Origin of the sequence: Streptomyces sp. NPDC000134, from assembly GCF_042899225.1 — a bacterium.
Lineage (GTDB): Bacteria > Actinomycetota > Actinomycetes > Streptomycetales > Streptomycetaceae > Streptomyces.
On record NZ_JBIAZN010000006.1, the window covers coordinates 320264 to 344852 of the forward strand.

At 72.1% G+C, this 24589-nt stretch carries 24 protein-coding genes; 16 read left to right on the forward strand and 8 right to left on the reverse strand.

Annotated features, from left to right (window positions below):
• The first annotated feature begins 87 nt into the window (after positions 1–87).
• The 3 genes from ACFY32_RS12100 (at position 88) to ACFY32_RS12110 (ending at position 3818) form a co-directional block, all read left to right on the forward strand.
• On the forward strand, positions 88–1311 hold the full coding sequence (locus ACFY32_RS12100; RefSeq protein ID WP_390674033.1) for an acetyl-CoA C-acetyltransferase: 1224 nt from the start codon (positions 88–90) through the stop codon (positions 1309–1311).
• A 34-nt stretch (positions 1312–1345) separates the two neighbouring features.
• Positions 1346–2302 (forward strand): methylmalonyl Co-A mutase-associated GTPase MeaB, encoded by a 957-nt coding sequence (gene meaB / locus ACFY32_RS12105; protein ID WP_390674059.1) that lies wholly within the window; start codon positions 1346–1348, stop codon positions 2300–2302.
• A gap of 235 nt (positions 2303–2537) precedes the next feature.
• Positions 2538–3818, forward strand: coding sequence for an MFS transporter (locus ACFY32_RS12110; protein WP_390674034.1), 1281 nt, complete (start codon positions 2538–2540; stop codon positions 3816–3818).
• A gap of 77 nt (positions 3819–3895) precedes the next feature.
• Here the strand turns inward: ACFY32_RS12110 and ACFY32_RS12115 are convergent, their stop codons facing one another.
• Entirely contained in the window at positions 3896–4465 is a 570-nt protein-coding gene (locus ACFY32_RS12115) for a PepSY domain-containing protein (protein WP_390674035.1), read from the reverse strand.
• A gap of 116 nt (positions 4466–4581) precedes the next feature.
• Between ACFY32_RS12115 and ACFY32_RS12120 the strand changes: the two genes are divergently transcribed.
• Entirely contained in the window at positions 4582–5250 is a 669-nt protein-coding gene (locus ACFY32_RS12120) for a response regulator transcription factor (protein ID WP_390674036.1), read from the forward strand.
• Positions 5247–6638, forward strand: a complete 1392-nt coding sequence (locus ACFY32_RS12125; protein ID WP_390674037.1) for an ATP-binding protein — start codon at positions 5247–5249, stop codon at positions 6636–6638. The genes ACFY32_RS12120 and ACFY32_RS12125 overlap by 4 nt, the downstream gene beginning before the upstream one ends.
• 17 nt (positions 6639–6655) lie before the next feature.
• Here the strand turns inward: ACFY32_RS12125 and ACFY32_RS12130 are convergent, their stop codons facing one another.
• From ACFY32_RS12130 to ACFY32_RS12145, 4 genes are all read right to left on the reverse strand, one after another.
• Positions 6656–7132, reverse strand: coding sequence for a MarR family winged helix-turn-helix transcriptional regulator (locus ACFY32_RS12130; RefSeq protein ID WP_390674038.1), 477 nt, complete (start codon positions 7130–7132; stop codon positions 6656–6658).
• Between the two features lie 95 nt (positions 7133–7227).
• Positions 7228–8001, reverse strand: coding sequence for an AIM24 family protein (locus ACFY32_RS12135; RefSeq protein ID WP_359196376.1), 774 nt, complete (start codon positions 7999–8001; stop codon positions 7228–7230).
• A complete protein-coding gene (locus ACFY32_RS12140; protein WP_359196379.1) occupies positions 7998–8648 on the reverse strand; it encodes an AIM24 family protein in 651 nt (216 codons plus the stop codon). Before ACFY32_RS12140 ends, ACFY32_RS12135 begins: the two co-directional genes overlap by 4 nt.
• Positions 8648–9280 (reverse strand): AIM24 family protein, encoded by a 633-nt coding sequence (locus ACFY32_RS12145; RefSeq protein WP_359196484.1) that lies wholly within the window; start codon positions 9278–9280, stop codon positions 8648–8650. The genes ACFY32_RS12140 and ACFY32_RS12145 overlap by 1 nt, the downstream gene beginning before the upstream one ends.
• A 134-nt stretch (positions 9281–9414) precedes the next feature.
• Between ACFY32_RS12145 and ACFY32_RS12150 the strand changes: the two genes are divergently transcribed.
• The 4 genes from ACFY32_RS12150 (at position 9415) to ACFY32_RS12165 (ending at position 13976) form a co-directional block, all read left to right on the forward strand.
• Entirely contained in the window at positions 9415–9759 is a 345-nt protein-coding gene (locus ACFY32_RS12150) for a DUF3817 domain-containing protein (RefSeq protein WP_359196382.1), read from the forward strand.
• Entirely contained in the window at positions 9756–10049 is a 294-nt protein-coding gene (locus ACFY32_RS12155; RefSeq protein ID WP_359196385.1) for an MTH1187 family thiamine-binding protein, read from the forward strand. Before ACFY32_RS12150 ends, ACFY32_RS12155 begins: the two co-directional genes overlap by 4 nt.
• A gap of 168 nt (positions 10050–10217) precedes the next feature.
• Positions 10218–12017 carry a glycosyltransferase family 2 protein gene (locus tag ACFY32_RS12160; RefSeq protein ID WP_390674039.1) on the forward strand — a complete coding sequence of 600 codons (1800 nt, stop codon included), beginning with the start codon at positions 10218–10220 and terminating at the stop codon, positions 12015–12017.
• A gap of 3 nt (positions 12018–12020) precedes the next feature.
• The gene (locus tag ACFY32_RS12165) at positions 12021–13976 is read left to right on the forward strand and encodes a kelch motif-containing protein (protein WP_359196391.1); all 1956 of its coding nucleotides are present in this window, start codon (positions 12021–12023) and stop codon (positions 13974–13976) included.
• A 6-nt stretch (positions 13977–13982) separates the two neighbouring features.
• Here the strand turns inward: ACFY32_RS12165 and ACFY32_RS12170 are convergent, their stop codons facing one another.
• Entirely contained in the window at positions 13983–14972 is a 990-nt protein-coding gene (locus ACFY32_RS12170; RefSeq protein ID WP_359196487.1) for a glycoside hydrolase family 6 protein, read from the reverse strand.
• A gap of 164 nt (positions 14973–15136) precedes the next feature.
• Here ACFY32_RS12170 and ACFY32_RS12175 point away from each other — a divergent pair, with 164 nt between their 5' ends.
• The 3 genes from ACFY32_RS12175 (at position 15137) to ACFY32_RS12185 (ending at position 17817) form a co-directional block, all read left to right on the forward strand.
• Positions 15137–15646 carry a MarR family winged helix-turn-helix transcriptional regulator gene (locus ACFY32_RS12175; protein ID WP_390674040.1) on the forward strand — a complete coding sequence of 170 codons (510 nt, stop codon included), beginning with the start codon at positions 15137–15139 and terminating at the stop codon, positions 15644–15646.
• 56 nt (positions 15647–15702) lie between these two features.
• Complete coding sequence (locus ACFY32_RS12180; RefSeq protein ID WP_390674041.1) at positions 15703–16041, forward strand: DUF3817 domain-containing protein; 339 nt, start codon at positions 15703–15705, stop codon at positions 16039–16041.
• Positions 16042–16116: 75 nt separating this feature from the next.
• Positions 16117–17817, forward strand: coding sequence for a methylmalonyl-CoA mutase family protein (locus ACFY32_RS12185; protein WP_359196400.1), 1701 nt, complete (start codon positions 16117–16119; stop codon positions 17815–17817).
• A gap of 56 nt (positions 17818–17873) precedes the next feature.
• Here ACFY32_RS12185 and ACFY32_RS12190 read toward each other — a convergent pair whose 3' ends face one another.
• Entirely contained in the window at positions 17874–18605 is a 732-nt protein-coding gene (locus ACFY32_RS12190; protein ID WP_390674042.1) for a TetR/AcrR family transcriptional regulator, read from the reverse strand.
• Positions 18606–18840: 235 nt separating this feature from the next.
• On the opposite strand from ACFY32_RS12190, the gene ACFY32_RS12195 reads away from it, so the two are divergent.
• From ACFY32_RS12195 to ACFY32_RS12210, 4 genes are all read left to right on the forward strand, one after another.
• Positions 18841–19815 carry a tetratricopeptide repeat protein gene (locus ACFY32_RS12195; RefSeq protein WP_390674043.1) on the forward strand — a complete coding sequence of 325 codons (975 nt, stop codon included), beginning with the start codon at positions 18841–18843 and terminating at the stop codon, positions 19813–19815.
• A 628-nt stretch (positions 19816–20443) separates the two neighbouring features.
• Positions 20444–21070 (forward strand): DUF6230 family protein, encoded by a 627-nt coding sequence (locus tag ACFY32_RS12200; RefSeq protein WP_390674044.1) that lies wholly within the window; start codon positions 20444–20446, stop codon positions 21068–21070.
• Positions 21071–21180: 110 nt separating this feature from the next.
• Positions 21181–21669, forward strand: a complete 489-nt coding sequence (locus ACFY32_RS12205) for a DUF6114 domain-containing protein (RefSeq protein WP_359196410.1) — start codon at positions 21181–21183, stop codon at positions 21667–21669.
• Positions 21659–23050 (forward strand): hypothetical protein, encoded by a 1392-nt coding sequence (locus ACFY32_RS12210; protein ID WP_390674045.1) that lies wholly within the window; start codon positions 21659–21661, stop codon positions 23048–23050. The genes ACFY32_RS12205 and ACFY32_RS12210 overlap by 11 nt, the downstream gene beginning before the upstream one ends.
• Positions 23051–23139: 89 nt before the next feature.
• On the opposite strand, the gene pyk is transcribed toward ACFY32_RS12210, so the two are convergent.
• Complete coding sequence (gene pyk / locus ACFY32_RS12215; RefSeq protein ID WP_359196415.1) at positions 23140–24567, reverse strand: pyruvate kinase; 1428 nt, start codon at positions 24565–24567, stop codon at positions 23140–23142.
• Between the last annotated feature and the right edge of the window lie 22 nt (positions 24568–24589).

Below are 24589 nucleotides of genomic sequence, written 5' to 3' on the forward strand. Positions count from 1 at the left end.
CCGATGACGGGCGGGATACCGCTCAGTACATTCGAGTAAACCCTCGTTCACTCCTCGGCTGTGCAGCCGGTAAGGGGATCGCAGCTCATGTCTTCTGCAACGTCCGGGACCTCCGGAACGAACGGCACGACCTCCGTCATCGTCGCGGGTGCGCGCACCCCGATGGGACGGCTGCTGGGCTCGCTGAAGTCCTTCTCCGGGGCCGACCTCGGCGGCTTCGCGATCAAGGCCGCCCTCGACCGTGCGGGGATCGGCGGCGACCAGGTGCAGTACGTGATCATGGGGCAGGTGCTCCAGGCCGGGGCGGGGCAGATCCCGGCACGTCAGGCCGCCGTCAAGGCCGGCATCCCGATGAACGTCCCGGCGCTCACCGTCAACAAGGTGTGCCTGTCCGGGCTGGACGCGATCGCGCTGGCCGACCAGTTGATCCGGGCCGGCGAGTTCGACGTGATCGTCGCCGGCGGCCAGGAGTCCATGACCAACGCCCCGCACCTGCTGCCGAAGTCCCGCGACGGCTTCAAGTACGGCGCGGTCCAGATGCTCGACGCGATGGCCCACGACGGGCTGACCGACGCCTTCGAGGGCATCGCCATGGGCGAGTCCACCGAGAAGCACAACACCAAGCTGGGCCTCGGCCGCGAGGAGCAGGACGCGGTGGCCGCGCTCTCCCACCAGCGGGCCGCCGCCGCGCAGAAGAACGGCCTCTTCGAGGCGGAGATCACGCCGGTGGAGATCCCGCAGCGCAAGGGCGACCCGGTGCTGTTCAGCAAGGACGAGGGAATCCGCCCGGACACCACCGCCGAGTCCCTCGGCAAGCTGCGCCCCGCCTTCTCCAGGGACGGCACGATCACGGCCGGGTCGTCCTCGCAGATCTCCGACGGCGCGGCGGCCGTCGTGGTCATGAGCAAGGCCAAGGCGCGGGAACTGGGCCTGGACTGGATCGCCGAGATCGGCGCGCACGGCAACGTGGCCGGGCCGGACAACTCTTTGCAGTCGCAGCCGTCGAACGCGATCCGGCACGCGCTGAAGAAGGAGGGCCTGGAGGTCTCGGATCTTGACCTGATCGAGATCAACGAGGCGTTCGCGGCGGTCGCCGTGCAGTCGATGAAGGACCTCGGGATCTCCTCCGAAAAGGTGAACGTGAACGGAGGTGCGATCGCCCTCGGCCACCCCATCGGCATGTCCGGTGCCCGCCTGGTGCTGCACCTGGCGCTGGAGCTGAAGCGGCGCGGCGGCGGCGTCGGCGCGGCGGCGCTGTGCGGTGGCGGCGGTCAGGGCGACGCGCTGATCCTGCGGGTACCGAAGGCCTGACCCGACTTCCTTCCTCTGAGTGAACGGAGCTGTGATGCAGGACGTCTCCTCGCTGGTGGCCCAGGCCAGGGAAGGCAGGCCGCGGGCCGTGGCCCGGCTGATCTCGCTGGTCGAGGGGGCGTCCCCGCAGCTTCGCGAGGTCATGGCGGCGCTGGCCCCGCTGACCGGCGGGGCGTACGTCGTCGGCCTCACCGGCTCCCCGGGCGTCGGCAAGTCGACGTCCACCTCGGCACTGGTGACGGCGTACCGCAAGCAGGGCCGGCGGGTCGGCGTCCTCGCCGTCGACCCGTCCTCCCCGTTCTCCGGCGGCGCGCTGCTCGGCGACCGGGTCCGGATGTCGGAGCACGCCTCCGACCCCGGCGTCTACATCCGCTCCATGGCGACCCGCGGCCACCTCGGCGGTCTCGCCTGGGCCGCGCCGCAGGCCATCCGCGTCCTGGACGCGGCGGGCTGCGACGTGATCCTCGTCGAGACGGTCGGCGTCGGGCAGTCGGAGGTGGAGATCGCCTCCCAGGCCGACACCTCCGTCGTCCTGCTGGCCCCGGGCATGGGCGACGGCATCCAGGCCGCGAAGGCCGGAATCCTGGAGATCGGCGATGTGTACGTCGTCAACAAGGCCGACCGCGACGGCGCGGACGCGACGGCCCGCGAGCTGAACCACATGCTCGGCCTCGGCGAGTCCCGCGCCCCCGGCGACTGGCGGCCCCCCATCGTCAAGACGGTCGCCGCCCGCGCCGAGGGCGTCGACGAGGTCGTCGAGGCGCTGGAGAAGCACCGGGCGTGGATGGAGGAGCACGGGGTCCTGACCGAACGCCGACTCGCCCGCGCCGCCCGCGAGGTCGAGACGATCGCGGTCACCACGCTGCGGGAGCGCATCGGCGACCTGCACGGCGATCAGCGGCTCGGCGCGCTGGCGGAGCGGATCATCGCCGGCGAGCTGGACCCGTACCGGGCGGCGGACGAACTGGTGACGGGACTGACCCGAGGATGACCCGAGGAGCCCCGCTGCGCCGCCGGGTGCGGACGGACGGGTGCTGGTCGCGCGGTTCCCCGCGCCCCTGCGGGCGCGCTCGAAATCGCGTGCGGGTCCCGGTTTCGTGCTGCTAGCTTGGCCCGCGTGTTCCTCCTCTTGGCCTAGGGCCCGCCCTGGACCGCGACCGCCGGTGTGGACCGGCCGTCGCGGCGCTCGGCGTCCCCTCGTTGCCTTCAGTTGAGGAACCTCCAGCGTGTCCGCACCCTCCGCGCGGCCCTCGTACGCCGCCGTACTGCGCGTCCCCCATGCCCGCGGCGCCTTCCTGGCCGCCCTGCCGGCCCGGCTGTCCTACGGGACGGTCGCCCTGGCCCTGATGCTCACCGTGACCCGGGCCACCGGGTCGTACACCGTGGCCGGCACGGTCATGGCGCTGTTCGGCGCGACCGGTGTCCTCCTGTCGCCCTGCCGCGCCGCCCTGGTCGACCGGCACGGCCCGCGCCGCGCGCTGCTGCCCATGGCGCTGCTGTACGCCGTACTGCTCTGTGTCCTGGCCGCGGCCGGCAGCGCCCCCGGCACCCCCGCCGCCGTCCTCGCCGCGACCGCGGCCCTCGCCGGGGCCTGCACCCCGCCGCTGGGCCCCACGATGCGCGCGGTGTGGGCCGCCCTGCTGCCCGACCGCGGGCTGCTGCAGCGCGCCTACAGCCTGGACGGCGTCGCCGAGGAACTCCTCTTCGTCACCGGCCCCCTCCTGGTCGGCGTGGTCGTCGGCGTCGCCGCGCCGGCCGCCGGGGTCCTGCTGAGCGCCGCGCTGGTCGCGGCCGGCACCCTCGCCTTCGTGCTGTCGCCGGCGACGGACGCGCTGCGCCCGGCGGGGCGGGCCGGGAAGCCGGGCGCCCCCGCGTCGCCGCGCCGGGGAACGGGCCGCGCGCTGCGCCAGCCGGTCCTCGTCGCGGCGGCCGTCGGCCTCACCCTCAGCGGCGTCGAACTGCTCGTCGTGGCCTTCGCCGGGCACCGGCACCTGGGGGACTCCGCCGTCGCCTGGGTGCTCGCGGCGCTGTCGGCGGGCAGCGCGGCCGGCGGACTGCTCAACGGCGCCGTCACCTGGAGCGCACCTGCCCGCGTCCGGCTGCCGTTCCTCGCGGGCGGGTTCGGGCTCGCCGTGGCCGCCGCCGGGTTCGCGCCCGGCCCCGGCACGCTGGTGGCGGCCCTGGTGTGCGCGGGCCTGTTCGTGGCGCCGGCGCTGACGACGACGTACCTGATCGCCGACGAGGCCGCCGAGCCGGGGTTCCGGGTGCGGGCCGGGGCCTGGGTCAACACGGCGGTGAACGCCGGGATGTCCGCCGGTGCCGCGGCGACGGGGCTGCTGGTGGAGCGCCTGCCGCTGACGGTGTGCTTCGCGGTGTCCGGCGCGGTCGCGGTGGCGGCGGCGCTGGTGCCGGGGCGGGTCAGGGGCGGGGGCCCCACGCCGGACCGCGGGGCGGACGGCGACGCCCCCGCCCGGCCGCGCAGCCGGGCGCGGGCGTCGGAGGAGTGACGACCGCCGGTCGTCGGGTGCGGGCAGCCACGGACCACCCGCACCCGGCGCACACGAGCACCCGGCGGGTCCTGCCGTCAGTCGTCGTCCGAGTCGTCGTCCGCGCGGTCCGCCGTGACCTTGCCCGTGTCCGGGTCGACCCTCCAGTCCCGTTCCGCCCCGCCGCCGGAGCGGGTCTCGGCCTCCCAGGTCGCCGAGCGGCCGTCGTCGTCCAGGTCCACGGAGGTCACCGTGCCCTTGGCGGACGCCGCGCGTACCGCCTCCGCCGCCGTCACGGACGTACCCTTCAGGGCCGCGCGTACCTCGGCGGTGTCGTCGTCGTCCTCGGTGTCGGCGCGGGAGCCGAGGACCTCGCCGGTGGCCGGGTCGACGCGGACGCTGTGCCAGGTGCCGTCGCCGACGAGGACGTCGACCTCCCAGGCGGCCTTGCCGCCCTCGTCGTCGTCCGCGTCCTCCAGGCCGGCGGAGACGGCCGTGCCCGGGGTGTGCCGCAGCGCGGCGGCCAGGGCGTCCGAGGCGGTCGCGTCCGCGGCGGCGATCCGGGGCTCGTCCCGGTCGTCGTCCCCCGTCACCGCGAGGGCGGTCGCCGTGCCGCCGCCGATCAGCGCGGCGGCGGTGACGGCGGCGACGACGATGTTGCGCTTCATGAGGTTCCTCCCGAGTCGGTCGGTGCTCGACGTCCACCACCGTCGCCGACCGACGCTGAACGCGGGCTGAAGCCGCCTGAAGGGATCTTCAGGTCGGGTTTGCCACCCTGGACGGCATGCGCCTGTTGATCGTGGAGGACGAGAAGCGGCTGGCCCTGTCGCTCGCCAAGGGCCTGACCGCCGAGGGCTACGCCGTGGACGTCGTCCACGACGGCCGGGAGGGCCTGCACCGGGCCGGGGAGGGCGGGTACGACCTGGTCGTCCTCGACATCATGCTGCCCGGCCTCAACGGCTACCGGGTCTGCGCCGCCCTGCGCGCCGCCGGCCACGACGTGCCGATCCTGATGCTCACCGCGAAGGACGGCGAGTACGACGAGGCGGAGGGGCTGGACACGGGCGCGGACGACTACCTCACCAAGCCGTTCTCGTACGTCGTGCTGGTGGCCCGGGTGAAGGCGCTGCTGCGACGGCGCGGGACGGGCGCCGGGGCCTCGCCGGTGCGGATGCTCGGGGACCTGAGGGTCGACACCGCCGCGCGGCGCGTCTTCCTCGGCGAGGACGAGGTGACGCTCACCGCCAAGGAGTTCGCGGTCCTCGAACAGCTCGTGGTGCGGGCGGGGGAGGTGGTGTCCAAGAGCGAGATCCTCGAACACGTCTGGGACTTCGCCTACGACGGCGACCCCAACATCGTCGAGGTGTACGTCAGCGCGCTGCGCCGCAAGCTGCGGGCGGAGCTGATCCGGACCGTGCGCGGCGCCGGGTACCGGCTGGAGGCGCGGCCGTGAGCCGGCTGTTCGGATCGGTGCGGGCACGGGCCACGCTCGCCGCGACGCTGGTGGTCGCCGTGGCCCTGGTCGCCGCGGGGACCGCCGTACTGCTGTCGCTGCGGTCGAATCTGCTCGGCGAGGCCGGGACGCAGGCCGAGCGGTCCGCGCGGGAGGTCGCGGCCCAGTTGGCCGCCGGCACGCCGTACGACGAGCTGTCGCTGGACGTGGACGACCGGCCGGTGCAGGTCGTCGACGAGGACGGGCGGCTGGTCGCGGCCGGCGAGGACCTGGAGCGCATCAGCGGCACCGGGGTCGACGCGGTCGAGCCGCGGCCGGGGGACGGCCGGGACGACGCGGACGACGAGGACGACGCGGGGGAGGGCGAGATCGGGGCGCGGGCCACGCTCAGCGACGGGTCGGCGACGGTCGACGGGGAGACCGAGGACTACCGGTTCGCCGCCGTGGCCGTGGAGACCGACGACCGCGGCACGCTCACCGTGTACGCGGGCGCCCCGCTCTCCGCCGAGCACGGCGCCGTACGCACCGCGCTGACCGTGATGCTGATCGGCTTCCCGGTGCTGCTGGTGGTCGTCGGGGCGGTGACCTGGCTGGTCACCCGGCGCGCGCTGCGCCCGGTGGAGGGCATCCGGCGGGAGATGGCCGCCATCACCCGCTCCGAGGACCTCGCCCGGCGCGTCCCGGTGCCCGGCACCCACGACGAGGTGGCCCGGCTCGCCCTGACCACCAACGAGACGCTGGCCGCCCTGCAGACCTCCGTGGAACGCCAGCGGCGGTTCGTCGCCGACGCCTCCCACGAACTGCGCAGCCCCATCGCCTCCCTGCGCACCCAGCTCGAAGTGGGCGCCGCGCACCCCGGGCTGCTGGACGTCGAGGGCGCGGTGGAGGACACCGTACGGCTGCAGCGGCTCGCCGCCGACCTGCTGCTGCTCGCCAAGCTGGACGCGGGGGAGCGGCCGGCCGACGCGCGGGTCGACCTCGCGGCGCTGGCCCGGGAGGAGGCCGCGGGCCGCGCCGGGGTGACGGTGCGCGCGGAGGACGGGGTGACCGTCGCGGGTTCGCGCGGGCAACTGGTGCGGGTGCTGGCCAACCTGCTGGACAACGCCCAGCGGCACGCCCGGTCGGCGGTGGAGGTGTCGGTGCGGCGGGAGGGCGGCGTCGCCGTGGTCGGGGTCGCCGACGACGGGGACGGGGTGCCCGGGGCCGACCGGGAGCGGATCTTCGAGCGGTTCGTCCGGCTGGACGCGGCGCGCAGCCGCGACGACGGCGGCGCCGGGCTGGGCCTGGCCATCGCCCGGGACGTCGCCGTCCACCACGAGGGCACGCTCACGGTCCGCGACGCACCGGCGGGCGGCGCCCTGTTCGAACTCCGCCTGCCGGCCGCCTAGGGATCGAAAGTTCCCCGTCAGGGGCGTCCGCGCTGGCCCCGCAGGTGGTCGGCGATGGGACGCAGGGCCTTGTCCAGCTCCGTCAGGGTCTCCTGGGGCAGCAGGTCGATGAAGTGCCTGCGCACCGACGCCACGTGGTGCGGCGCGACCTTCCGCATGGTCTCCCTGCCGTGCTCGGTGAGCACCGCGTACAGGCCCCTGCGGTCGGACTCGCAGTTCTCGCGCCGCACGAGGTTCGCGTTCTCCATGCGGGTGATCTGGTGCGAGAGGCGGCTCTTGGACTGGAGGGTGGCGGTGGCGAGGTCGCTCATCCGCATCCGCTCGTCCTCCGACTCGGAGAGGTTCACCAGGATCTCGTAGTCGTTCATCGTCAGGCCGAACGGCTGCAGGTCCTTCTCCAGTTGGTACGTCAACAGCTTGTTGACCTCCAGGTGGGTGCGCCAAGCACACTGCTCCGCATCGGTCAGCCAGCGAGTGGCCGTCTCGGTCTCCATGAATGAAGTCTACCTAAGAAGTTGAAAAGCGAACTAGTGAGAGGTGTTCTGTGACGGTGCGCACGCGTTCGATGTCACACTCCGCAGATTACCGCTCACAGCCCGAAGCGGCGCTGGAGGTCTCCGAGCTGTCCGGGAAGGCGCGGTGCCCCGGACCCCGGCCCCTGGGGGCCGTGCGCCCCGCCGCCGGGCACCCCCGGCTGCTGCGGAGCCGCCCCCGTCGCCTGCTCCGGCATCAGCGCCTCGCTGGACTGGAGCAGCACCGTCCCCGCCCCCACGAACTCGAACTGGTGCTCCTCCCCGGAGGCCCCGCCGAGGCCCGTCAGCGCACGTAGACCGCCCAGCAGACCGGTCATGTACCCGTGGTCGTAGTGGTGGCACGGCGAGGGGCAGTCGGCCCAGCCGACCAGGGCCTGCGGGTCCACCCGCAGCGGGGGTTCCATGAAGACCACCGGGCCGTTGGAGGCGGCCACGAACTTTCCGGTTCCGATGAGCGTCAGGAAACCCGGCACGATCGACTGCTTGAGGGCGAGACTTGGCTGAAAAGCAAGCAGGTTGCCGGAGCGAATGGTCAGATTGCCCTCTTCGAGGTCGTACGAGTTCACGTCGAAGGCCCGGTCGGCGAGGAGCATCTTGCCCGTCCCCTCGGCCACCACCCAGTCGCTCGCGTGCAGAGGCGAATGGAACGACGTGCGCACCAGCCGGTCCAGCCCGCCGTGCCCGATCCCGTTGAACCCGACCGTCCCGTAGTAGGCGATCATCTTCCCCTTCTGCAGGAACCACTGGCTCCCCGTCAGCTCCACGCAGAAGGTGTACGCGTCGACGTTGTCGTCGGCCGGCAGGGTCGCCGGGTCCCAGACCGTGCTCACAGCTTCTCCTCCGAGGCCTGGACGTAGACCGCCCCGCTGCCGCTCAGCTCCAGTTGGAACGCCTCGCCCGAGCCGCGCCCCACCATGTCCCGCCAGCCCAGCGCCGTCGACACCCGGTTGCGTACGTCACCGTGATGGGCGACGTACGCCTGCGGGTCGACGTGGACCGGGCGCTGCGGGCCGATCGGGATCTCGATCACGCCGCCGTGCGCCATGACGGCGACCGCCCCGTGCCCCTTGAGCGAGGTCGTGAACAGCCCCTGGCCGCTGACCTGCCCGCGCACCATGCCCATCACCCCGCCCTGGGCACCGAGGAAGACCGTGCCCTGCTCCAGGGTGCCCTCGAAGGCGAGCAGCCGGTCGGCCTCGACGTACAGCGTGTCGCCGGCCAGCCGGATCACCTGGACGTGGTGGCCGCCGTGCCCGAACAGGACCGTCCCGCTGCCCTCGACGGTCATCAGCGGGGTGTCCTCGTTGGCCACCCGGCGCCCGATCATCGACATGACACCGCCCTGACCGCCGCGGAGATTCGGGGTGAAGGACACCTCGCCCCGGTAGGCGAGCATCGCCCCGCGCTGGCTGAACACCCGCTGACCGGGCCCGACGGTCGCCTCCACCATCTTGGAGTTGATCTCCCGGAAGGTCATCAGACGTCCCCCGCGATCGTGTTCCGCTCGCTCGGCTGCACGTACACCAGGCCGTCCCCCTCGAACCGGATCTGGAACGCCTCCCCGCCGCCCTCGCCCATCAGCGTGCGGAACGTCACACCCGACTGGAAGGACTGCCGCAGGTTCCCCTGGTGGGCGACGTACGCCCCCGGGTCGACGGTCAGCGGGTACTGGGCGCTGACCCGCAGCACCACCGCCGGCCCGTCCGACAGAATCGCCGCCTGGCCGTGCCCCTCGACGGTCGTGGTGAACAGCCCGTTGCCCTGCGAGGCGCCGCGCAGCCCGGTGAACTCCGTCCCCGTGCGCAGCCCCGCGTCGGCCGCGAGGAAGTTGCTCGACTCGACGTACAGCTTGTCGCCCCGGAGCGCCACCAGGTTGATCTCGGCCGCCCGGTCGGCGAACCAGCAGGTCCCGTGCCCCTTCACCTCCATCACCGTCATCTGCTCCCCGGTCAGGCGCCGCGTCACCATCCCGCGCAGCCCCTCACCCCCGCCGCTCAGCTTCTTGAAGGCCATCTGCCCGTCGTACGCGACCATCGAGCCGTTCTTCGCCTTGACGGCGTCCCCGGTCATGTCGACGGCGAGCACCCTGCTGCCCTGGAGTCGGAACATCGCCACGCCCTGGACGGTAGCCGAGTCCGCACCCCCTCGGCCCCGCCCGCCGCCGGTTTGCCACAATGGCGGGACGCTTGTGCGTACGTTCACAAATGATCGTCGACGTCTACCCCACCGAAGGTGACCCACCCGTGGACCTCAAGACCGCCACAGCCCTCCGCCGCCTCCGCCTGGTCTCCGGCCCCGAGGCGATCTCCTTCCTGCTCCTGCTGGTCTGCTCGGTGCTGAAGCGGACCACGGACTTCAACGCCGTGCCGGTGATGGGCGCGGTCCACGGCGTGCTGTTCGTGCTCTACGTGCTCTTCTGGGCGGACGCCTGGAACCGCGCCAAGTGGCCGCTGGGCACCGCCGCCCTGTACTTCGTGCTGTCGGTCCTGCCGACCGGCGGCTTCTTCGCCGAGCGCAGGCTGCGCCGCGAGGCCGAGGACGCGGTGATCGCCTCCCGCGCCCGCCGCGAGGGGGTGGTGGGCGCGTGATCGTCGCCTTCTCCGTGACGCCGCTGGGCGTCGGCGAGGACGTGGGGGAGTACGTCGCCGACGCCGTGCGGGTGGTGCGCGAGTCCGGGCTGCCGAACCGCACCGACGCCATGTTCACCGCCGTCGAGGGCGAGTGGGACGAGGTCATGGACGTCGTCCGGCGCGCGGTGGCGGCGGTCGAGGCGCGGGCGCCCCGCGTCTCCCTCGTCCTCAAGGCCGACATCCGCCCCGGGGTGAACGACGCGCTGACCTCCAAGGTCGAGACGGTGGAGCGGCACCTGGCCGGCTGACCCCCCACGGCTTTCCGCACGCCCCCGCGCCCCGGCCGGCCGGGGGCGTCGCCGTACCCGGCGCCGGGCGGCGGCGAGCGCCCACCCGGCTGGACGCCCCCAGTTCGACACGCCCGCAAATGTCCACTTTCGTATGGGTAGATCACTCCCCATTCCTTGGAGGGCGCTGTGCGGCCGGAGGGCTACGACTACGACACCCACAGCCGACTGGCGGGACCGCTCACGCAGGTGTCCGGCACCGCCTACCGGGTGCAGTACGCCTCGCTGCTCGCGCGTGAGCCCCGGCGAATAAGGGCCGTCCTCCTGATGGGCCTCGCGCCGCTGCTCACCGGCGCCCTGCTCGTCTACCTGGTCTGGCCCAGCCACTGGGTGCGCCGCGAGGGCGCCGACCGCTGGCTGACCGGCCTCGACGTGGCCATGCTCGTGTCGATCGGCCTGATCGAGCTGTTCATGGTCGTCAACGTCGCCTCCGTGGCGCACGCCACGATGGTGGCCCGCGACCCCGTCCCCGTCGCCCCCGAACCCGGCACCCGCGTCGCCTTCCTCACCACGTACGTCCCGGGCAAGGAACCCCTCGCCATGGTCCGCGCCACCCTGGAGGGCGCCACCCGCCTCACCCACGACGGCACCCTCGACGTCTGGCTCCTCGACGAGGGCGACGACGAACGGGCCAGGGCGCTCTGCGCCGAACTCGGCGTCAAGCACTTCACCCGCCACGGCGTGCCCGAGTGGAACCAGGACAGCGGCGTCCACAAGGCCCGCACCAAGCACGGCAACTACAACGCCTGGATCGCCATGCACGGCGACGCCTACGACTTCTTCGCCTCCGTCGACACCGACCACGTGCCGCAGCCCAACTTCCTGGAGCGGATGCTCGGTTACCTCCGCGACCCGGACGTCGCCTTCGTCGTCGGCCCCCAGGTGTACGGCAACTACCACAACCCGGTCACCAAGGCCGCCGAGTCCCAGCAGTTCCTCTTCCACGCCCTGATCCAGCGGGCCGGCAACCGCTACCGCGCCGCCATGTTCGTCGGCACCAACAACGTCGTGCGGATCTCCGCCGTCAAACAGATCGGCGGCCTGTACGACTCCATCACCGAGGACATGGCCACCGGCTTCGAGATCCACCGCCACCGCAACCCGGCCACGGGCCGCCACTGGGAGTCCGTCTACACCCCCGACGTCCTCGCCGTCGGCGAGGGCCCGGCCTCCTGGACCGACTTCTTCACCCAGCAGATGCGCTGGTCCCGGGGCACCTACGAGACGATCCTCAAGCAGTACTGGAAAGCCCCCTTCCGGATGCCCGCGGGGCGGCTGCTCTCCTACACCCTGATGCTCGTCTACTACCCGATGACGGCCGTCAACTGGTTCCTCGGCATCCTGAGCTGCGTCCTCTTCCTCTGGTTCGGCGCCTCCGGCACCGAGGTCGCCGCCTCGGTCTGGCTGATGCTCTACAGCGACGCCGCCGCCCTCCAGATCGGCCTCTACCTCTGGAACCGCCGGCACAACGTCTCCCCGCACGAGCCCCAGGGCTCCGGCGGCCTGGCCGGCATGGCGATGTCGGCGCTGTCCGCCCCGATCTACCTGAAGTCCTTCACCGAGGCGCTGCTGCGCCGCCCCAGCCGCTTCGTCGTCACCCCCAAGGGCGGCGACGCCAGCCCCGACCGCCTGCTCACCTTCCGCATCCACCTGTCCTGGGCCGCGCTGCTGGTCGCCTCCCTGACCGCCTCGGCCGCCTTGGACCACACCCACGCGGCCATGCGGACCTGGGCCGTCCTCGCCACCGCGATCTCGCTCGCCCCGGTCGGCGTCTGGGCCGCCGGCCGCCGGCGGGACCGCCGCGCCCCCCGGCCGCAGTCCGCCCCGGACGCCCCGCAGCCCGCGTCCGCCCCCGCGTCCCCCGCCCCGGCGTTCGCCGCGACCGGCGCCACCTCGTCCGTCTCCGGCACCATGACAGGAGGCAACTAGGCCATGGCCTACCACCCCTCGCAGAGAACCAAGAAGACCGTCCTGGGCATCGGCGGCATCGCGATCCTGGCCGGCCTCAACGCCCCGGCCGCCCTGGACTTCGCGGGCGAGAAGTACCACGCCTACAAGATCTCCCGGCCCGCCTACAAGGCGAAGTACGGCTCCTGGAGCCAGGTCGGCATCCCCGAGGAGTACCGCACCAACGCCATCCACGCGGCCCTGCTGCACACCGGCAAGGTGCTGATCGTGGCGGGCTCCGGCAACGAGCAGAAGAAGTTCGACGCGGGCTCCTTCGACACCGTGCTGTGGGACCCGGAGAAGAACACCTTCAAGAAGATCCCCACCCCGGAGGACTTCTTCTGCTCCGGACACGCCCAGCTCCCCGACGGCAGGCTGCTGGTGGCCGGCGGCACCGCCCGCTACGAGCTGCTCGACGGCGAGGTGGACCGGGCCGGCGGCGGGATGCGGGTGAAGAACGAGAACCCGGACAAGACCGTCCGCCTGCCCAAGGGCACCCGGTTCCGCTCCCCGGCCGGCGTCGAGTACGTCTCGAAGTTCGACGTCACCCTGCCGAAGGCCAAGCGCTCCTTCGAGGTCACCCGGGACGCCCGCGGAGTCGTCCAGCCCTGGAAGACCAAGGTCACCGCCAGCGAGGCCCGGGTCTTCGTGGAGGCCGCCGAGAAGGGCCCGCTGTCGGTCACCGACACCCAGGCCCAGTACGAGATCGTCGGCCTGAAGGGCGAGGAGGCCGCGAACACCTACGGGCTGTCGGAGAAGATCACCCTGGAGAAGCAGGACTTCCAGGGCATCCGCGCCGCCTACGAGTTCGACCCGGTCGCCGAGAAGTACGTGCCGGTCGACCCGATGGACAAGGCCCGCTGGTACCCGACCCTGGTCGGCCTCGACGACGGCCGGGTCCTGGCCGCCTCCGGCCTCGACGACGTCGGCATGATCGACCCCGGCGACAACGAGATCTACGACCCCCGGACCAAGAAGTGGTCGCCCGGACCCAAGCGGTACTTCCCCACCTACCCGGCCCTGTTCCTCACCAAGGGCGGCAAGCTGTTCTACTCCGGCTCCAACGCCGGGTACGGCCCCGCCGACCAGGGCCGCGACCCCGGGCTGTGGGACCTGGAGACCAACACCTTCCGCAAGGTGCCCGGCCTGACCGACCCCGACCAGTTGGAGACCTCCTCCTCGCTGCTGCTGCCCCCGGCGCAGGACCAGAAGGTGATGGTGCTCGGCGGCGGCGGCGTCGGCGAGTCGAAGAAGTCGACCCCGCGCACGGCCGTCGTGGACCTCAAGAAGGACAACCCGGTCTTCGAGCAGGGCCCCGCCCTTCCCCAGGGCACGCGCTACCTGAACAGCGTGATCATGCCGGACGACACCGTGTTCACCTCCAACGGCTCGAACGACTACCGGGGCCGCAGCGCCAGCAACATCCTCAAGGCGCAGGTCTACGACCCCAGGAGCAACACCTTCGAGGAGGCCGCCGCGCCGAAGGTGGGCCGCAACTACCACTCCGAGGCGCTGCTGCTGCCCGACGGCCGGATCGCCACCTTCGGCTCCGACCCGCTCTTCGACGACCAGCGCAACACCAAGCTCGGCCACTTCGAGCAGCGCATGGAGGTCTTCACCCCGCCCGCCCTGCACCGCAACGCGGCCGGCCGCCCGGTCCTGAAGGACGGGCCGCGGCGCCTCGGCGCCGACCACCGCGTCACCTTCCGCACCGCCCACCCCGAACGGGTGGCCGAGGCCCGGCTGATGCGGCCCAGCGCGGTCACCCACACCACCGACGTCGAGCAGCGCTCCATCGAACTCGGCGTCACCAAGAAGGGGGACGCGGTCACCTTCGACGTACCGCGGGACCGGGCCCTGGTGCCGCCCGGCTGGTACATGCTGTTCGTCACCGACGCCGAGGGCACCCCGTCCAGGGCCCGCTGGGTCCAGGTGCCGTGAGCGCCCCTACGCCCTGGAGTTGCGGGCCAGCTCCAGGGCGTACTGCGGCCACCACCGGCCCGCGTCCGGGCCGCCCGCGCAGGTGCCGTCCGACTCGCCCGGCCGCTTGACCCACAGATAGGCGTCGACGGCCGGGTCGCCGGTGCCGGTGGTGGGGCGGGTGCCCAGCGCCCGGCCGGGCGGGTTGCACCAGACGCCGGGCAGCGGACCGTTGCCGTTGCGGCTGGTGTCGATGACGAAGTGCTTGCCGCCGAGGCCCGCGGAGAGCAGCTTGCCGTACCGGGTGGAGTCCTCGGTGGTCTGGAAGTTGGACACGTTGAGGGCGAAGCCGTCGGCCCGGTCGATCCCGGCCCGCTTCAGCGGCTCGACCAGCTTGCCCGGATCGGTGATCCAGGACGGGTTGCCGGCGTCCAGGTACACCGCGGTGTTCGGCTGCCGCTTGAGCCGGGCGATCGCCTCGCCGAGCAGTTGCTCCCGCTCGGCGTGCAGCTCGCCGGGGGTGCAGCCGTCCACGATGTGCGCGACCGCGTCGGGCTCCAGCACCACCAGGGCCTCGGCGTCCCCGAGGGCGTCGGCGAACCGGCCGATCCACTGCCGGTAGGCCGCCGCGTCGGCGGCTCCGCCGGCCGAGTGCTGGCCGCAGTCCCGGTGCGGGATGTTGTACGCGGTGAACAGCGCCGTCCGGCCCGCCGCCATCGCCGCCCGTGCCGCCCGGCCCACCAGCGGCGCCGGGTCGATCTCACCGGCCGGCCAGAGCGCGGCGGGCTGCCCGGCGATCCGCTGGAGCAGCCCCGCGTCCTCGGCCCGGCCCTGCTTGCGCCACTGCCGGCTCTGCCGGGCGGCGGGGCTGTCCGGGTCGACCCAGAACGGGGAGTCGGCAGGCCGCGTCGAGACGGGAGCGGCGACGGACGCCTCGTCCACGTCGGGCGCGGACGAGCAGCCCGCCGCGAGGCCGAGGGCGGCGAGCGGTGCGAGGGTCTGGATCAGCCGGGACATTGCTGCTCCCTGGGGCAGAGGTGACATGTTGTGATGATCCATTACGTATCGTGACACAAGGGGCGCGCTGCGCGCCGCACGGCCCGCCGCGGAAGCGGCCGACGGCCGCCCGATGGGCGAGACGGGGCTGTTCGGCATATGAGCGGCCGGTAAGGTCTGATGCCGTGCCGAAGCCCCTCAGTCTTTCCTTCGACCCCATCGCCCGCGCCGACGAAAGCTGGAAACGGCGCTGGGGAAACGTCCCCTCCATGGCGGCCATCACCTCGATCATGCGCGCCCAGCAGATCCTGCTGGCGGAGGTCGACGCGGTGGTCAAGCCCTACGGGCTGACCTTCGCGCGGTACGAGGCCCTGGTGCTGCTCGCCTTCTCGAAATCCGGTGAACTGCCGATGTCCAAGATCGGCGAGCGGCTCATGGTGCACCCCACCTCGGTGACCAACACCGTCGACCGGCTGGTCAGGTCCGGCCTGGTGGCCAAGCGCCCCAACCCCAACGACGGACGCGGCACCCTGGCCAGCATCACCGACGAGGGCCGCGAGGTCGTCGAGGCCGCCACCCGCGACCTCATGGCCATGGACTTCGGTCTGGGCTGCTACGACGCCGAGGAGTGCGCCGAGATCTTCGCGATGCTCCGGCCGCTGCGGGTGGCGGCGGGGGACTTCGAGGACGACTGAGGGCAGGGGCGGGCCCGCCGGAAGATCGCCCGAAACGGGTGGTTACGCTCGTACGCATGAAAAAGAGCGTGCTGACGCGCTACCGCGTCATGGCGTACGTCACCGGTGTGCTGCTGATCCTGCTCTGCCTCGGCATGATCGCGAAGTACCTGCTGAAGATGGACGGTGCCGACGACTTCACCCGTGTCGTCAGCATCGCGCACGGCTGGCTCTACGTGATCTACCTGGTGTTCGCCTTCGACCTGGGCGCCAAGGCGAAGTGGCCGGTGAAGAAGCAGCTCTGGGTGCTGCTCGCGGGGACCATCCCGACCGCCGCGTTCTTCGTGGAGCGCAGGATCACCCCGGAGCTGGAGGCGAGGTTCGCCGAGGACTCGCCGGCGGCCGTCAAGGCGTAGTTCCGCCGCCGTACGGAAACTCGTACGGCGGTCGAGCATCGACAGATACTAGGACGTCCTAGTAAATTCGTGGGTATGGACGCTGACGCCGTAGAGGAGGGCCGCCGCCGCTGGCAGGCCCGGTATGACGCCGCGCGCAAGCGCGACGCGGACTTCACCACGCTCTCCGGGGACCCGGTGGAGCCGGTGTACGGGCCCCGGCCCGGCGACCGGTACGAGGGGTTCGAGCGGATCGGCTGGCCCGGGGAGTATCCCTTCACCCGGGGGCTGTATCCGACCGGCTACCGGGGGCGGACGTGGACCATCCGGCAGTTCGCCGGGTTCGGCAACGCCGAGCAGACCAACGAGCGCTACAAGATGATCCTGCGCAACGGCGGGGGCGGGCTCTCGGTCGCCTTCGACATGCCGACGCTGATGGGCCGCGACTCCGACGACCCCCGCTCGCTCGGCGAGGTCGGCCACTGCGGGGTCGCCATCGACTCGGCCGCCGACATGGAGGTGCTGTTCCGGGACATCCCGCTGGGCGACGTCACCACGTCGATGACGATCAGCGGCCCCGCCGTGCCCGTCTTCTGCATGTACCTGGTCGCCGCCGAGCGGCAGGGCGTCGACGCGTCCGTGCTCAACGGCACGCTCCAGACCGACATCTTCAAGGAGTACATCGCCCAGAAGGAGTGGCTCTTCCAGCCCGAGCCGCACCTGCGCCTGATCGGCGACCTCATGGAGTACTGCGCGGCCGGCATCCCCGACTACAAGCCGCTCTCCGTCTCCGGCTACCACATCCGCGAGGCCGGGGCGACGGCGGCGCAGGAGCTGGCGTACACCCTCGCGGACGGCTTCGGGTACGTGGAGCTGGGGCTGTCCCGCGGCCTCGACGTCGATGTGTTCGCGCCGGGGCTGTCCTTCTTCTTCGACGCGCACGTCGACTTCTTCGAGGAGATCGCGAAGTTCCGGGCCGCCCGGCGGATCTGGGCGCGCTGGATGCGGGACGTGTACGGGGCCCGCAGCGAGAAGGCCCAGTGGCTGCGCTTCCACACCCAGACCGCCGGGGTCTCGCTGACCGCGCAGCAGCCGTACAACAACGTGGTGCGTACGGCGGTGGAGGCGCTGGCGGCGGTGCTCGGCGGGACGAACTCGCTGCACACCAACGCGCTGGACGAGACCCTCGCGCTGCCCAGCGAGCAGGCGGCGGAGATCGCGCTGCGCACCCAGCAGGTGCTCATGGAGGAGACCGGGGTCGGCAACGTCGCCGATCCGCTGGGCGGCTCCTGGTACGTGGAGCAGCTCACGGACCGGATCGAGGCGGACGCGGAAGAGATCTTCGAGCGGATCAAGGAGCGGGGGCTGCGGGCGCACCCCGACGGGCGGCATCCGATCGGGCCGGTGACGTCCGGGATTCTGCGCGGGATCGAGGACGGCTGGTTCACCGGGGAGATCGCGGAGTCGGCGTTCCGGTACCAGCAGGCGCTGGAGAAGGGCGAGAAGAAGGTGGTGGGCGTCAACGCCCACACCGGGTCGGTGACGGGGGACCTGGAGATCCTGCGGGTCAGCCACGAGGTGGAGCGGGAGCAGGTGCGGGCGCTCGCCTCGCGCAGGGCCTCGCGTGACGACGCGGCCGTGCGGGCGGCGCTGGACGCGATGCTGGGGGCCGCGCGGGACGGCGGGAACATGATCGAGCCGATGCTTCGGGCGGTGCGGGCGGAGGCGACGCTGGGGGAGATCTGCGGGGTGCTGCGGGAGGAGTGGGGGGTGTACACGGAGCCGGCCGGCTTCTAGGCGCCGGTTCCCTGTCGGCGGCCCCCCCAGGGGGCTCCGTCCCCTGGACCCCCGGCCTATGCCCACCCACCACCCGACTCGGTCGGCCGGGGGGCGGGGGTCGCCTCCGGCTCGGGCGGTCGGGGGGCGGGGGTCGGCTCCGGCTCGGGCGGCCGGGCGGCAGGGGTCGGCTCGGGTGGGCCGGTCAGGCCGTGGAGGAGGAGGTGGGTGAGGGAGCGGACCCAGGGGAGGTCCGCCGGTTCCGCGCTGACCAGGGTGCGGTGGACCACCGCCCCGGCGACGACGTCGAAGATGAGGTCGACCGTGCGGGCGTCCGCCCCGGCGTCCGCCTCCGGGGGCAGTTCGCCGCGGGCTCGGGCACGGGCGCGCCCCGCCAGCACCAGACGCTTCTGGCGGGCCACGATCGAGCCGCGGATGCGCTCGCGCAGGGCGTCGTCCCGCGTGGACTCCGCCACCACCGCCATCAGCCCGCTGCGCGCCTCCGGACGCGCCAGGATCGCGGCGAACTGCGCCACCACGCCCTCGACGTCCGCGGCGAGACTGCCGCGGTCGGGGAGTTCCAGCTCGTCGAAGAGTTCGGCGACCGCGTCGACGACCAGCTCGTTCTTGCCGGCCCAGCGGCGGTAGAGGGTGGTCTTGGCGACCCCCGCCCGCAGGGCCACGTCGGACAGGGTCAGTCCGGACCAGCCCAGTTCGACCAGGGCCGCCCGGGTCGCGGCCAGGATCGCGGCGTCGGCCGCGGCGCTGCGCGGACGCCCGGCACGGCCGGCGGGGGTGCGGCTCTGCATCCCCCGAGCCTATCCGGCCGTACCCGCGGGGCCGTGAGGGAGATCACCGGCGAGGGGGGTCCCGGCGCATGCGCAGGGCATTACGCTACGGGTCGTAGCGAAAGCGCGGGAACACCGCCGCGCCGAGCGACGACCACCAAGGGCGCGGGTGGGGACCCGGCGCCGGACAGCACACATCAGGGCGGGTTTCGGACCGCTTTTCACAGACGCACGCGGTACGGGGGAGGATAGGCGTATGCAGCCACGGAACATGTCCATGAGCGGAGTCGTCGACCTCGCCGCGGTGAAGGCGGCCCAGGAGGCCAAGGCGAAGGCGGAGCAGGCGCGCGCCCAGGCCGCGCGGCAGGGCGGCGGGGGCGCCGTCTCCCCGGCCGATCTCGTCATCGACGTCGACGAGGCGGGCTTCGAGCGCGATGTCCTGCAGCGGTCCACCGAGGTCCCGGTCGTCATCGACTTCTGGGCCGAGTGGTGCGAGCCCTGCAAGCAGTTGAGCCCCGTCCTGGAGCGGCTCGCCGTCGAGTACAACGGCCGGTTCGTGCTGGCCAAGATCGACGTCGACGCCAACCAGATGCTGATGCAGCAGTTCGGCATCCAGGGCATCCCGGCCGTCTTCGCCGTGGTCGCGGGGCAGGCGCTGCCGCTGTTCCAGGGCGCCGCCGGCGAGACCCAGATCCGGGGAACCCTGGACCAGTTGGTGCAGGTCGCCGAGGAGCGCTTCGGCCTGACCGGCCTGCCCGTCGACCCCGAGGCCGAGCCGGGCGCCGTCCAGGAGGCGTCCGCCGCCCCGGCCGGCCCGCACGACGCCGCCCTGGAGGCCGCCGTCCGCGCGCTGGACGCCGGTGATCTCGGCGGCGCGGTCCGCGCGTACCAGAACGTGCTCAACGAGGACCCGGGCAACCCGGAGGCCAAACTCGGCCTCGCCCAGGCCCAGTTGCTCCAGCGGGTGCAGGACCTCGACCCGCAGCGGGTGCGCAAGGAGGCCGCCGAGCGGCCGAGCGACGTCCAGGCGCAGATCGCCGCCGCCGACCTCGACCTCGTCGGCGGGCACGTGGACGACGCCTTCAGCCGGCTCATCGACACCGTGCGGGGCACCTTCGGCGACGACCGGGACGCCGTACGCGTACGGCTGCTGGAGCTGTTCGAGGTGGTCGGCGCGGAGGACCCGCGGGTGGTCGCGGCCCGTCGCGCGCTGGCGCGCGCCCTGTTCTGAGCCGTGCCGGGCGCGCGCTCCGGCGTACCGCCGGTAGGCGAGAAGTTGACGTCGGGTCCCCCATACGGTGGCGCTTTGCCAAAACTTGGCAAACGCTGCCGCTGTTACTGCCAGTAAGTCGAGACCGCCGAACTGCCGGGTTCTGTCCGGAGTTCGGCGGTTTTGTTCTGCCCATCGGTGACACCGAGCGTCGCCGGACGGGGCCGGTGTGTCGTGGTGGGGTTATCCGGCCGTTACTAGCGAGTAACGAACCCCCTTGTGCGGGCGGCCAGAATGCACCACGATCGGCGACGCTCGGTCCATTCCCGTACCCCGACAGCCAATCGGGCCGCGGGACTTCCTGGGTCCCCACCGAGCAGGCCCGGCGGCGGTGCCGCCGGTCCTCGGGCAGGGGGGTCTTCGCCGCATCCGGTGAAGCCTGCCCGGCAGGTTGTGCGTGATGTGCGTCAGGCGCGACCAGTGGTTGTCGCTCGGGGGTGATCGCCGGTGATTCGGGCGCGTGGTGCGCGCCGCCGAGCGCGGGCGCTCTCCTTCCCGAGGACGTAGCACTTCTCCCATCCCTGCCCGGCCGAGCCGCCGTCCGGGGGCGAGCCGAAGCCAGGAGATGTACGTCCGAGAAGGAGGAAATATGGAGTCCCAAGTGCGTGGCGGGACCAGATGGAAGCGGTTCGCTGTGGTCATGGTGCCCAGCGTCGCCGCGACGGCCGCGATAGGAGTCGCCCTGGCCCAGGGCGCGCTGGCCGCGTCGTTCAGTGTGTCGGGTCAGCAGTTCAAGGTGCGGGCCGACCGGCTCGAAGGCACCGGCTTCTCGCAGTACGGGGCCTACGACGAGGGCGCCGGCGGCAATCACGCCGTGGCGGTCTCCGCGTTCGACGAGGCGTACATCGAGAACCTGTGCCAGTCGGTCGTCACGCCCAACATCCCGCTGGTCGGAACCGTCACCCTGCGGTTGGGTGCGGGTGACAGTGACAAGAAGGAAAACCAGGTCTACGCCAAGGGGCTCTACATCGACCTTGACGACCTGGAAGCGGACGCCGTGTTCGAGGGCATCGACATCGGCGTGGCGGCCGGCGCGATGAACAAGGGCCCCGGCATGAAGAGCGGAGACCACGCCAGCCCGGGTGGGTTCTCTCAGCAGGCCAAGACCGCCGTGCTGACGGACGTGGAGCAGACGGCGTGGGCCACCACCGCCGGAACCTTCAAGCTCCCGAACTTGAAGATGTCCATCGTCAAGGGCACGAAGGAGTGCTACTAAGCACTCGCTGACGGGCGGGGGCCTCGTGCCTCCGCCCGTCCCGCCGGCCGCCTTCAGGGAGGCGGCCCACATAGTCACCACAGCAACGCTGTACCAGGGAGCTGTTTTCCATGAGCGCCGAGACTCCTGCCGCCGTCGGCCAGTTCACCCGCCGCAGGCAGCAGTTCCGAGACTGGCGGGGGGCGAGGCCGTTCTGGGCCGGTCTGCTCGTCCTGCTCGGTGGCTTCCCGATCATGTACTTCCCGTACGCGCACCTGAAGTTCGGCGCTCTGACGCTGGCCATGTCCACCACCGCCGGTGCCGGCTCGCTCATCATCGGGATTCTGCTGGTCGTCCTCGGTGTCAGCCTCTGGTTCCAGCAGCACATCCGGACGTTCGCGGGGATCGCGGCGATCCTGCTCGCCCTGGTGTCCATCCCCGTGTCCAACTTCGGTGGTTTCGTCATCGGCTTCCTGCTCTCGCTGATCGGCGGGGCGATGGCCGTGTCGTGGGCGCCGGGTCAGCCGCAGCCGGTGTCGGAGACCGCCTCGGACGAGCCGAACGATCTGTCAGGAACGAGCCCGGCCAACGGGGCGAACGGGAGGCACAGTGCCGGCTGACGAGGTGACTCACGAGGCGGACGCGGGGGCGTCCCGCGTGAGAACCGGGCCGCGCCACGCGGCACCCAAGAAGCCGCTGTTGACCAGGTTCCACGTGCCGGCCGGCAAGGCCATAGCCCTGGCGGCGATGCCGACGGCGGTCCTCATGGGGATGGGGCTCACACCGACGCTGGCCCTCGCCGACGGCAACGACCCCGCCGCGAACTCCAAGAGCCTGACGGCCGAGGAGTACCAGGCGTGCGTGGAGGCCCTGGCGGACGAGAAGGACGACGCTTCCGCCACGCCGACGCCCTCCGCGAGCGCGAGCGAGTCGGAAGACGCGAAGTCGCCCACGGACGGGCCGAGCCCCTCGGCCACCCCGCAGCAGGACACGGACACGGACACCGGCTCGTCCTCTTCGTCGGATTCAGGTTCCGACGACAAGGACGACGACAAGGACGACGACCAGGCCGCCACCCCGGACCCGGAGCCGTCGGCCTCGAAGTCCGCGTCCTCCGCGTCCCCGGCGCCCTCGCCCTCCGCCTCCGAGAAGGACGGCGGCCTGCTGGAGACCATCGGCGACGCCCTGGAGGGCATCCTCACCGGCGGCCACAAGGACGACGGGGAGAGCCCTAGCCCGACGGCCGGCCCGTCGGAGCCGGCCTCGGACGCCGCCGACGACCCGGCGACCGAGGCCGCCGAGGCCGCCAAGAAGGCCCTGGAGGACGCCACCGACGCCCCCGAGGCCACCGGCACGGCGTCCGGGGCGGCCGACGGCGAGACGGACCCGGCAGCGGACGGCACGACGGACGGCACGACGGACGAGGCGGCCGACGAGGCCACCCCGTCACCCGACGCCACGGCCTCCGCCCCCGCCACCCCGAGCCCCACCCCCAGCGGCTCCGCGAGCCCCTCCGTCGACCCGGAGGACTGCCCCGCCGCCACGGACGCGGAGGGCGGCGTGGACAACACCCTCGCGCTGCCCGACAAGCCCTGGCGGCTGGAGGCCAGTTCGCTGCTGCTCAAGGGCGCCTCGTACAAGGGGGTCGTCGAGGTGCGGACGGCGAGCGGGGCCACGAAGAAGGTGCTGAAGTACGTCGTCTCCCACGGCACCGACATCGGTGACCTGCACCAGATAGTGGAGGACGAGCGGCAGAACAAGACGTACCACGTGCAGGCGGCGAAGGGCTCGACGTCCACCATCACGGACGGCGAGACCGTGATGTACACGGAGAGCATCTCGGGCAATCTGCTCGGGCTGATCCCGATCACGTTCGACCCGGAGCACCCGCCGCCGCTGGACATCCCGCTGATCTACTTCACCAAGGTGACGGTCGTGCAGGCCGGCCAGTTCGGCGGCACGCTGCACATCCCGGGGCTGCATCAGTACATCACCGGCTGAGAACCCCGCCACGGACCCGTTCGGGAGCCGCACAACACCGAGGGCGCCCCCTGTCGCAGGGGGCGCCCTCGGTGCCGTACGCGCCGGTGTCAGGACCGCGTCTCGCCCAGGTGGTGGACGCGGACCATGTTGGTGGTGCCGGGGACGCCGGGGGGCGAACCGGCGGTGATCACGACGACGTCACCGGGGGAGAAGCGGTTGAGCTTCACCATCTCCTGGTCGACCAGGTCGACCATCTCGTCGGTGGAGTTCACGAACGGCACGACGTACGACTCCACGCCCCAGCTCAGCGCGAGCTGGTTGCGGGTGGACTCGTCGGTGGTGTAGGCGATGATCGGCTGGACCGCGCGGTAGCGGGAGAGTCGGCGGGCGGTGTCGCCGGACTGCGTGAACGCCACCAGGCCCTTGCCGCCGAGGAAGTCGGCGATCTCGGCGGCGGCGCGGGCCACCGAACCGCCCTGCGTGCGCGGCTTCTTGCCCGGGACCAGCGGCTGGAGGCCCTTGGAGAGCAGCTCCTGCTCGGCCGCGGTGACGATCTTCGACATGGTCTTGACCGTCTCGATCGGGTACGCGCCCACGCTGGACTCGGCGGAGAGCATGACCGCGTCGGCGCCGTCCAGGATGGCGTTGGCGACGTCGGACGCCTCGGCGCGGGTCGGCCGGGAGTTGGTGATCATCGACTCCATCATCTGGGTCGCCACGATCACCGGCTTGGCGTTGCGCCGGCACAGCTCGATCAGGCGCTTCTGCACCATGGGGACCTTTTCGAGCGGGTACTCGACGGCCAGGTCGCCGCGGGCGACCATCACGCCGTCGAACGCCATCACGACGTCCTCCATGTTGTCGACCGCCTGCGGCTTCTCCACCTTGGCGACGACGGGGACGCGGCGGCCCTCCTCGTCCATGATCCGGTGCACGTCGGCGACGTCCTTGGCGTCCCGGACGAAGGAGAGGGCGACCAGGTCGCAGCCCATGCGCAGCGCGAACCGCAGGTCGTCGACGTCCTTCTCGGACAGCGCGGGCACGTTGACCGCCGCGCCGGGCAGGTTGATGCCCTTGTGGTCGGAGATGACGCCGCCCTCGATGACGATCGACTTCACCCGGGGGCCCTCGACCTCGGTGACCTTCAGCTCGACGTTGCCGTCGTTGATGAGGATCTGGTCGCCCTTGGCGACGTCGCCGGGCAGGCCCTTGTAGGTGGTGCCGCAGATCGTCCTGTCGCCCGGCACGTCCTCGGTGGTGATGGTGAACTCGTCACCCCGGACCAGCTCCACCGGGCCCTCGGCGAAGGTCTCCAGGCGGATCTTCGGGCCCTGGAGGTCGGCGAGCACACCGATGGCCCGGCCGGTCTCCTTGGCGGCGGCCCGGACCCGGCCGTAACGCCCCTGGTGCTCGGCGTGGGTGCCGTGGCTGAAGTTGAAGCGGGCCACGTTCATGCCGGCTTCGATCAGCGCGACCAGTTGCTCGTGGGAGTCGACCGCGGGGCCGAGAGTACAGACGATTTTCGAACGGCGCATGGGGCGATCCTATCGGTTTGTT